The following is a 9,597-nucleotide window of genomic DNA, read 5'->3' on the forward strand; positions in this document are numbered from 1 at the left end:
CGGCCGGCGATCAGTGGAAGAGCTCGCCGATATTGTAGAACCATGACTTGCTCTGGCTGCGCCTGTCCGCTCCATGGATCTTCGAATGAGGGACCCGGAAGCCGTAGGCGCCCTCCGGTTCGGCGGAACGCTCGAGCCAGAAAGCATCGATGTTCGACAGCAGCATCGATTGCCGCGTGCGCCGGCGATACCGGATCGGATGTCTTGCCTGCGAGACAGCGAGGAAGTGTTGCATGCCGCCTTCCGCCACCAGGCCCTGCAGCACGATGAGGACAGCTTCCTTCGGTCGCAGGCCTGCAAGATCACGGGTCACCTCGATGATACGCTGCTTCGCGTTGCGTGCCCCCTGCATGCTCCCGACGACGAATGTATATCGCCCGTCTGCACCCTGGTTGACGAAGGTGAATCTTGCCGTGCAGAGCAGCGCCTGGTCGCTTACACGCAAGAGTTTAACGGCAAAGACGCCCTCATGGCGACCGCCGCTGCGATCGGCGAGCGCAATGCAACACACATAGGCTTCGGTCTTGCCGTGGACAATTCCCATTTCCAGCCATTCGCCACCCCAGAGCCGCGTCATGCTACCCCTCGAGAGAATAGTTTCCGCAATCGAAAAATGCTCGACGAGAAGGGAGAACCGCCGGGAGTTGGGCATCCCGTGAACAAGAAATTTCGACAACGGCTTCTGCAGCAGCTCGTCATGCGGCGGCGGCAATCCGCGCGCAGCGGCAAACGCCGCAGTAAAGCGCCACCATCGGATGGTCAGAAGTGGGTTGGCGGCAAAGCGGCACCAGAAAAGAAGGCCTCGCTTCCAGCGCATCCGCAGGCCGAAGGTCGATATTCTCCAGAGCAGGGCGTATCGGGATCCGCGTGACCCGACGGCTGCCGGCGCTACTATCGTGGAAGGGGAAATACTGGATATGACGCCTTCTGGCGTCACGGCAATCGATGTCTTTCGATTCATGCAAAGGCCCGGCGAATATGGTTTCGCCGAAACATGTGTGTCGGAATTGTCAAGGCAGCGTCAAGACGGGATCAGCCTTTCATGGGGCACGCCACGAAAGGCTGAATTCAGCTCGCAAGGGATAGGATATACACCGACGCAGCGGCAGGCCATTTAATCGCCGCGCCAAGCTGCCGGGAGACTAGAAGAGGGCATCCGCAACAAGATCCTCGTCATTGGTTGGCGCCGGTGCGCTTTCGGCCAGAGAGCTCACCGCGCCGAAGATGCCCGCATGTATCTCGCGTTCGGCGGCCATGGTGTAGATCTTGAAGATGCGCTCGGAAATGACGGCTAACGGAGCCTCGAGCCCGGTCGTATCGACAAATGCGCTCCGGGTGCGCCCCGCTTCCTTCGTGCAGGACGCCAGGGTCTCGCCGATCCCGGCGCGGAAATCCAAACCCTTGATGACATCGGCCACTTGCGAGGTCATGGCTTCGCCGCAACGGCGCAGCTCCTGCACATTGAGATCCATCGCCGCGCCGGCTTCGCCGATATGGGCGAGCGCGGTGTCTATATGCGTGCCGAGACCGGAGGAATTTTCCTCTTCGTCGGCCTGTCGCCAGTCCTTGAGGCCGGTCGCCTGTGTTTCGAGCTTGCCGAGTCCGACGAGAATCTTCTCGGCATCCTCATCGAGCAGCGCTGCGAACGAGCGCAGCTCGCCGGCAACCACATTGATTGCCCGCCCTTCCTCGCCGAGCTTGCCGCAACGCAGATTGGTATTCAGGGCCATGTATTGAATGTCGCGTCGCACGAGCTGAATGGTCAGAACGCTCGTGGTCAGCTCCTTGACCATCTCGGAGGTCTTTTCGCTGAGCCGATTGGCTCCGGCAGCGGCAGCGTCGATACGATCGACGACGATCCGCGCCGAGGAAAGATCACCGCGAAGCAAATTGATCGGGCTTTTGCCGTCCTGCCCGCTCTGCGACATCATCGTCTTGTAGAGATCAAGCAGCGTGCCGATATCGTTGCTGAAGCCACGGATATTATCAACGATCTTGGCGGTCTCCCGGTCGAAGCCCTTGGTCGTCTCACCAAGCAGTTCGAAGATCAGTGTCATCGCCAATTGCGAGAGGCGGTTCCGATCGCCGACAGAGAGATCCGCGGGAGCTTCCGAGGCAAGATAGACCTCTATGATCGCATGTGCCGTCTGGCAGTGCTCGACCCGCTGCCGCGTGATATCGCCGATCTGCATGGCCGATAGCGTATGGGCAACCTTGTTCTGGATCTTGCGTGCCAGCCCGGCAACGGTCTCCGCAAGCTCCGAAAGATTGCGGCGCTGAACCTGGATTTCCTCGGCATTGGAGACGAGACGCTGGGCGATGGACGGAATGCCGTTCAGATGCTGTGCCAGCGAACCGTCCTCGCTCGCTGTTGCGGATTCGATCTGTTCCTCCAGCAAGCGGATCTGCAAGGACAGCGCCTTGACCTCTTTCGAGGCAAATTCGATGCGCTCAACGATCTCGCTGGCAAAGCTGGAAAAATCAGGGATGCGCGCGCCGGCAATTTTGGCCGTCGCGGCAAAGGTCCTGAGATAGCGCAGGGTCTCCTCCATCGAAAGCACGTGCTCGGCGAGCCGCTGCCCAGTCTGCCCGATAGCAGCAACACTCTCCTGCCGCCGCGCTTCGGCAGGCGGCAGCTTGTTCAAAAGGTCCACCGTCTGAAGCAGCCGCGCCGTGGCTTCGGTCGCGTTTTCCTCCTTCAGCGAATTGCCGATATGCTCCAGCAGGCTGACGAGTTTCGCAAGTGCTTCCGTGACCGTGATGAGCACCGCGCCGCCATCCAGGAAGCGCTGCTCGATCTGCAATCGAGCGCTCTCCAAGCGATCGACGAAACTATCCGTCGATGGGATAAATTGCCGGCTTGTCGCTGCATACGCCATACTGTTCGGACCCCGCCCAAGATTATCTCAGGCAAACTAAAGCGAACAAAAAAACATGGAGTTAACGCAAGGGAGGAAACAGGGCGCCTGCTTTGCAACCGCAGCCCTTATGCCACCGGGAAAGCCCTGGGCAAGACCCGCGTCCTATAGCTGGCAATCAGCACGTCTCGCCTTTGTGCAGGCCACCGGCTGGCTCTGCTTGTAACTTCACCCGCAAGCAAGCCCGCTCATGCTGATTGAAGTAAGATGAAGATAGCTACCGAGAAATATGCCTGGTCCTCCTGCGAGCCCGCGGAGTTACAGGAAAGATTGAAGGACGCAGACATATCGGTTGTCCTCGAACGAAGGTTGGACAATCCGAATTTCCACATCGATGTCACGCTGGCCACAATCCGAAGGATGGCAGCTTGGAAAATCTTTTCGAAAACGGGTTATGAAATCCTCTATCTGTTTGATCCTGCCGACCGGATAGAGCTGCACTTCGTCGAAAGCGGCGTATTTCAGATTGAGACGGAGGACCAGGAGTTTACCGCCACGGCGGGAACCGCCTTCATGCTGCGTCCTCCCGGCTCCACGAAAATCAAGGCATCCGCGAATGCGTGCAAGATTGCGCTTGCCATACCCCGCATTCATTGCCTGCCATTGATCGACATCGGGAAAGACGACCCTGAGTTGTTTTTTCGGCGCTATGTCACGATAACAGACATTGGCGAAAGGGAAATACGAACGATCCACCGCATGGCGGCCTTGTTGCTGGATGCGGGCGAACATCCATTCGCCGGCTCACCGCTGAGCGCATCTCTTTTCAAGGAAGCCCTTATCACGGTCTTCATGCAATCATGGCCGCAGTCGGCGCAGAAGACCGTGATCCAGAGCGCGCGCCCGCGCAATCTGAAACGGGCGCTGGATTGGATTCAGACCCATCTCGGCGACGAGTTCACCGTGCTCGATATTGCAAGAAATGCCGGGCAGAGCGTGCGCAGCCTGCAGATTTCCTTCCAGCAGAACATGGGCATGAATCCCTTGAATTACGTGCAGCGCCTTCGGTTGCAGCAAATCCATTACGATCTGCTTCACGGCGACGCCGGCCAAAACATATCCGAGATCGCCACGCGCTGGGGATTTACTCACATGGGATATTTCGCAGCACGCTATCGCGCCATGTATGGCGTATCCCCGTCATCGACACGCACCAGCCGTCGCGACTTCGATGCAGCTGATAATATTTGATATCAGAAAAGCGCAATCTTATCACTTAACCGCAGTTAATTATAAAATCAGCTACAGGTTGAGCATAAGTTTAACACACCGTTAGCCATTTAACGATTTCGTTACCTCAGCCAAGATTCACAATCATTGTGACGCGGCCCTTTCATCAGAAAGGTCTCCAACAATCCTCCAGCCGAAAATCCTGAGCAGATCCGTGGGTGTACCGCGGGCGCTCCGCGGGGTAGCTATGCGCGTCTTCGTAATCGATGACAGTCCTTCCGTCGTGGCCACGCTTCGCCGCGTAGTCGAAGCCATCAAGGGCAGCGAGGTATTGTCGTTCCTTCATCCGAACGATGCCCTCAAGCGGCTCGATGACCGGACGCCGGATCTCATACTCGTCGACTATATGATGCCCGATATGAACGGCATCGAAGTGATCAGCCATGTGCGCAAGAATGCGCTGACCGCCCATGTGCCGACCATCATGATCACTTCCCGCAGGGAGGCCGATATCCGATTGGCTGCCATGAAAGCGGGCGCGACCGAATTCCTGAACAAGCCGATCGACGAAATGGAACTGACGCTCCGCGTCCGCAACATTCTCGACATCGGAGAAGAGCGGTTGGCGCTGGCCGCCAGGGCGGCGACATTGCAGCGCGATTTCGACGCTGCGATGCAAAGGATCGAACGGCACGAGGAAGAGATCATCTGGCGTCTCTCCAAGGCCATCGCTTGCCGCCATGGCGAAACCGCCGATCACCTGGATCGCGTGGCGATCGTTGCTCGGATCATCGCCGAGGAAGTGGGCCTGGATGCAGGGCAATGCCGCATGGTCTTTCTGGCGAGCGCTCTGCACGATGTCGGCAAGATCGGCCTGCCGGACGCCATCCTTTCCAAGCCCGGCCCCTTGAGCCAGGACGAGCGCCGGCAGATGCAGCAGCACGCCGATTTCGGCGCCGAAATCCTCAGCGACAGCTCGAGCGAATTGATCCAGATCGCGCGCAAGATCGCCGAAAGCCACCACGAAAGATGGGATGGCGCCGGCTATCCGAGAGGTCTTTCGGGCGGTTCGATCCCGATCGAGGCCCGTATCGTCGCCATAGCCGATGTCTTCGACGCGCTATGCTCGAAGCGGGCATACAAGGCCGCCTGGCCGATCGCCGACGCATTCCGCGAGATCGTCAACAGCAGCGGCACGCATTTCGATCCGGCCTGCGTCGCCGCCTTCTGCCGCCGCTGGACCGATATCAAGGCTCTCTTCGAGTCCCAGCACAGCGACGACACCGCAACGGCGGTTTCCACACTTCAGTTATCCCGAGGTTCGGCATGAGCGAACAGTCTGAGATTTTACACCTGCATGGACCGCTGACGATCAAGACGATCACCAACGTCAGAGACATCGTGCAGGTCTACCTGCAGGAAGCGGCTCTACGCAACCGCGCCCTCGTCATCGATATCGATGGCAGCGAGGAAATCGACCTCACCCTACCGCAACTGCTCCTGTCCGCACGGCAAACAGCCGCTCGCGCCGGCGTAGCAGTCACTTTGAGCAAACCGGCGGACGGCAATTTTCTGACCGTCCTGCAACGCGCGGGTCTCCTTGGCGGCGACCGGCAAAAAGACAGTTTCTGGCTAGAAGGAAAAGCAGCATGAGCGCCAATATTCTCACCGTCGATGACTCCGCCAGCATTCGGCTGACCACGCGCATTGCGCTTACCAACGCCGGATATTCCGTCACCGAAGCGGTCGACGGCGCCGACGGCCTCACCAAGCTGAAATCGGGCAATTTCGATCTCATCGTCACCGACCTCAACATGCCGAACATGGACGGCCTGACGATGATCCGCAGCCTGCGGCAGCTGCCGGCCTATATGGGAACGCCGGTCATCTTCCTGACAACGGAATCGGACGGCGATCTCAAGCAGCAGGCAAAGGCTGCCGGTGCGACGGGATGGCTGACGAAACCCTTCGACCCCGAAACCCTCATCAAGATCGCGCGCAAGGTTCTCGGCAAATGAACGAACTCGATCCGATCGCCGTTTTCAGGACGGAGGCCGCCGAACAGCTGGAGCTGATCGAGGCCGGCCTCCTCGATCTGATGCGCGATCTGAGCGACCGTGCTCAGATCGATACGGTCTTCCGGGGCCTTCATACGCTCAAGGGATCGGGCTCGATGTTCGGCTTCGATCAGCTGGCCGCCTTCACCCATCATTGCGAAACCGCCTTCGACCGGGTGCGCAAGGGTGAGGCTCCCGCCACGAAGGAGCTGGTCGGTGCCGTTCTCGATGCACAGGGCCATATGCAGGCGCTGCTGGAAAATCCGAACGGCGACCACGAGACCATGAGCTCCGTTCTCCTGGAAAAATTGCGCCAAGCGGTCGGTGCAGCCGGATCGCATGCTGCAACGGCGGCACCTGCCAGTGTGCAGCCGGTCGCGGCCGCTGCCGTAAGCGCCGGTAGTGCAAAGACCTGGCAGCTGAAATTCAGCCTGCCGGCCAATTCGATGGTCAACGGCACCAATCCGCTCGGGCTGCTGGACGAGTTGCGCGAGCTCGGCGAATGCCGGATCGAAGCCGATACCGACCCGATCCCGCTGCTTGCGGACCTCGAACCGCGCGATCTTCACATCGGCTGGACGGTTCACCTGACGACGGAAAAGCCGCGCTCGGATATCGAGGATGTCTTCATCTTCGTTATGGATGACATGGTGATGGAGCTGCAAGAACTTCAGACGCCGACCGAACCGGTCCCGGCACCGGTCGCCGCAAAGCTGGAACAGCCGATCGACGACGAACCATCAAAGGCCGTCGCCCAGCCGATCGACACGAGCAAAGCTCAGCCTGCCGATGCCAAATCGCAGAAGCAGGTAGACAATGTCCGTGTTCCCGCGCTGCGTCTTGACGAAATGATGGACCGGGTCGGGGAATTGGTGATCGCCCAATCGCGGCTGAGCCAGATGGCGAATTCGGCCGCCGATCTCGGCCTGCGCTCCGTGTCGGAAGAAATCGAGCGTCTGGCCGGCGAATTGCGGGATACGATGATGGTCCTGCGCATGATGCCGGTCGCGAGCCTCTTCAGCCGTTTCCGCCGTCTGGTCCATGATCTCGCCCGCGAGACCGGCAAGGATATCGAACTCGTCACCGAGGGCGAAGGCACCGAAGTCGACAAGACGGTCATCGACCGCCTGGCCGATCCGCTCGTCCACCTCGTTCGCAACTCGATCGACCATGGGCTTGAAAGCCCGGACGATCGCGTTGCGGCGGGCAAGCCGGTGACAGGGCGCGTCTTCCTCTCGGCGCACCAGACCGGCAGCGAAGTCGTCATCTCCATCAAGGATGACGGGCGTGGCATCGACAGGCAGAGGGTGCGCGCCAAGGCGGAGGCCAATGGCCTGATCCTGCCCGGCGCCCAGCTGACCGACAAGGAGCTGCTGCAGCTGATCTTCCAGCCAGGCTTCTCGACGGCGGAAAAGGTCACAAACCTCTCCGGCCGCGGCGTCGGCATGGATGTGGTCAAGAAGACGATCGAGACGCTGCGTGGGGCGATCGACATTACCAGCGAATTCGGCAAGGGTTCCGAAATCGCGCTGCGCATTCCGCTGACGCTCGCCATCATCGACGGCCTCCTCGTTCGCGTCGGAAACGGGCGCTACGTCATCCCGCTCGCAGCCGTCGAAGAATGCCTGGAACTCTCGGTCGAGCAGGATCTGCGCTCACGCGGCCGCAGCTTCATCTCGCTACGCGACGATCTCGTGCCCTTCCTACGGCTGCGCGAACTCTTCCGCACAGGCACGGAGCCAGATCCCTACCAGAAGGTGGTTGTCATCTCGACCGGCAGCGAGCGCGTCGGCCTCGTCGTCGATCAGATCATCGGCGACCACCAGACCGTCATCAAATCGATGTCGAAACTTCACGACCATGTTTCCACCTTCTCCGGTGCGACCATTCTCGGTGACGGCAACGTGGCCCTGATCCTCGATGTCGTCCATCTCATCGCCGCCGGACAGCATCAGGAGGCGCAATTGCGAGCAGCAGGATGATCGAAGCAGACGCAAAATCAGACCATCGTGCAGTCTGGAAAGGTGCCGACGAGCTTTCCGTGCTGACCTTCAGCCTCAATGGCGAAACCTTCGCCATCGAAGCGGTCGTCGTTCAGGAAATCCTCGATCTGCTGCCGGAGACGAGCGTTCCCGGCAGCCTGCCCTTCGTCGGCAGCGTCATCAACTTTCGCGGCAAGGTCATTCCCCTTGCCGATATCCGCATCGCCTTCGGCATGGAGGCAGCCAATGTCACCATCGACAGCCGCATCGTCGTGACCGAACTCGAACTCGATGGCGAGACGACCCTGATCGGCATCCGCACCGACAAGGTGCATGAGGTGACGCAGCTTTCGCAGACGGCCAGCGAGCCGCCGCCGGTCATCGGCATGCGCTGGCGCACCGACTATATCCACGCCCTCGTGAAGCGCGGCGGCGAATTTATCATCCTACCGAACCTCCAGGCGATCTTTTCGTCGCAGCGGGCGGTTGCGGTCCGAGCAACAGCATGAATTTCAAGGACAAGGAGGCCATCAGATGCGCTTTACGATCAAGCTCAAACTGCTACTAACGTTTGCTGTCGTCATCGCCATGCTTCTTGGCACGGCCGTCTACAGCATCACGACCCTCGGCCAGGTCAACGACAATTGGTCCGATACGCTATCGGGTCCGGCCGAACGCCTGCGGCTCGCCCAGAATCTCGATATTACCGTCCTGCAGCAGTTGCGGCAGCAAAAGAACATGCTGTCATCCGCATCGGTCAACGAAACCAGGGACTATATTGCAAAGAGCGACGCTGCGCGTACGGAGTTCGATGCCGACCTTGCAAAGATACTGGCCAATACCACAGCTCAGGACATGGCATTCTGGACTGAGATCAAGGATCTATCCGCCAATTGGCGCAATGCGGACGACCGCATCCGCGCGATGATGCTTGCCGGAGACACCACCGGCGCGCTGCATATTTCAACGACGGACGCCCGTGATGTAAGCACCAAAATCGACAATGTGCTTGCACAGGTCTTCGATTCCGAACGGGCGAGGCTGAAGCAGGCGGATCTGGATGCCGCCAACGACTATGCGAATGCGCGCATGATCCTGATCATCATCGCCTCCACGGCATCGATCCTCGCATTTCTTTCGGCAATCTGGATCATCCTCTCGATCAACAAGGGTATCAGCCGCGCGGTCAAGACCGTCCAGACCGTCGCCGACGGAGATCTGACCGAATTCGCCGCAATCACCACCAGGGACGAGATCGGCGAGCTTTTGGGCCACGTCAACTCGATGATCGAACGTCTTCGCGGTGTTGTTGCCGACGCGCTCTCGGCCTCCGACAATGTCTCGTCGGGCAGCCAGCAGCTGTCGGCAGGCTCCGAGCAGCTGTCGCAGGGTGCCACCGAACAGGCATCGTCGGCCGAGGAAGCCTCCGCCTCGATGGAGGAGATGGCAGCCAACATCAAGCAGAATGCC

The 9,597-nt window shown here is 59.6% G+C and carries 10 protein-coding genes; 7 read left to right on the forward strand and 3 right to left on the reverse strand.

What is annotated here, in order from left to right:
- Positions 1-10: 10 nt before the first annotated feature.
- The 3 genes from AC13Q5_RS26100 to AC13Q5_RS26110 all read right to left on the reverse strand — a co-directional run bounded on the left by AC13Q5_RS26100 (position 11) and on the right by AC13Q5_RS26110 (position 3,650).
- A complete protein-coding gene (locus tag AC13Q5_RS26100; protein ID WP_488503657.1) occupies positions 11-961 on the reverse strand; it encodes a DUF535 family protein in 951 nt (316 codons plus the stop codon).
- 181 nt (positions 962-1,142) lie between these two features.
- Entirely contained in the window at positions 1,143-2,804 is a 1,662-nt protein-coding gene (locus tag AC13Q5_RS26105; RefSeq protein WP_457887931.1) for a hypothetical protein, read from the reverse strand.
- A gap of 372 nt (positions 2,805-3,176) precedes the next feature.
- Positions 3,177-3,650 carry a hypothetical protein gene (locus AC13Q5_RS26110; RefSeq protein ID WP_488503658.1) on the reverse strand — a complete coding sequence of 158 codons (474 nt, stop codon included), beginning with the start codon at positions 3,648-3,650 and terminating at the stop codon, positions 3,177-3,179.
- Here AC13Q5_RS26110 and AC13Q5_RS26115 point away from each other — a divergent pair.
- The 7 genes from AC13Q5_RS26115 to AC13Q5_RS26145 all read left to right on the forward strand — a co-directional run.
- The gene (locus AC13Q5_RS26115; RefSeq protein ID WP_159444777.1) at positions 3,618-4,109 is read left to right on the forward strand and encodes a helix-turn-helix transcriptional regulator; all 492 of its coding nucleotides are present in this window, start codon (positions 3,618-3,620) and stop codon (positions 4,107-4,109) included. The genes AC13Q5_RS26110 and AC13Q5_RS26115 overlap by 33 nt on opposite strands.
- A gap of 226 nt (positions 4,110-4,335) precedes the next feature.
- Complete coding sequence (locus AC13Q5_RS26120; protein ID WP_488503659.1) at positions 4,336-5,418, forward strand: HD domain-containing phosphohydrolase; 1,083 nt, start codon at positions 4,336-4,338, stop codon at positions 5,416-5,418.
- Positions 5,415-5,741 (forward strand): STAS domain-containing protein, encoded by a 327-nt coding sequence (locus AC13Q5_RS26125; protein WP_457882456.1) that lies wholly within the window; start codon positions 5,415-5,417, stop codon positions 5,739-5,741. The genes AC13Q5_RS26120 and AC13Q5_RS26125 overlap by 4 nt, the downstream gene beginning before the upstream one ends.
- On the forward strand, positions 5,738-6,106 hold the full coding sequence (locus AC13Q5_RS26130; RefSeq protein ID WP_047631891.1) for a response regulator: 369 nt from the start codon (positions 5,738-5,740) through the stop codon (positions 6,104-6,106). Before AC13Q5_RS26125 ends, AC13Q5_RS26130 begins: the two co-directional genes overlap by 4 nt.
- The gene (locus AC13Q5_RS26135) at positions 6,103-8,127 is read left to right on the forward strand and encodes a chemotaxis protein CheA (RefSeq protein ID WP_488503660.1); all 2,025 of its coding nucleotides are present in this window, start codon (positions 6,103-6,105) and stop codon (positions 8,125-8,127) included. Before AC13Q5_RS26130 ends, AC13Q5_RS26135 begins: the two co-directional genes overlap by 4 nt.
- Entirely contained in the window at positions 8,124-8,636 is a 513-nt protein-coding gene (locus AC13Q5_RS26140; protein WP_457882460.1) for a chemotaxis protein CheW, read from the forward strand. The genes AC13Q5_RS26135 and AC13Q5_RS26140 overlap by 4 nt, the downstream gene beginning before the upstream one ends.
- 25 nt (positions 8,637-8,661) lie before the next feature.
- The coding region (locus tag AC13Q5_RS26145) for a HAMP domain-containing protein (protein WP_488503661.1) at positions 8,662-9,597 on the forward strand (936 nt) is incomplete at its 3' end.

The sequence above is a fragment of the Martinezella sp. CNPSo 3964 genome (assembly GCF_057784375.1).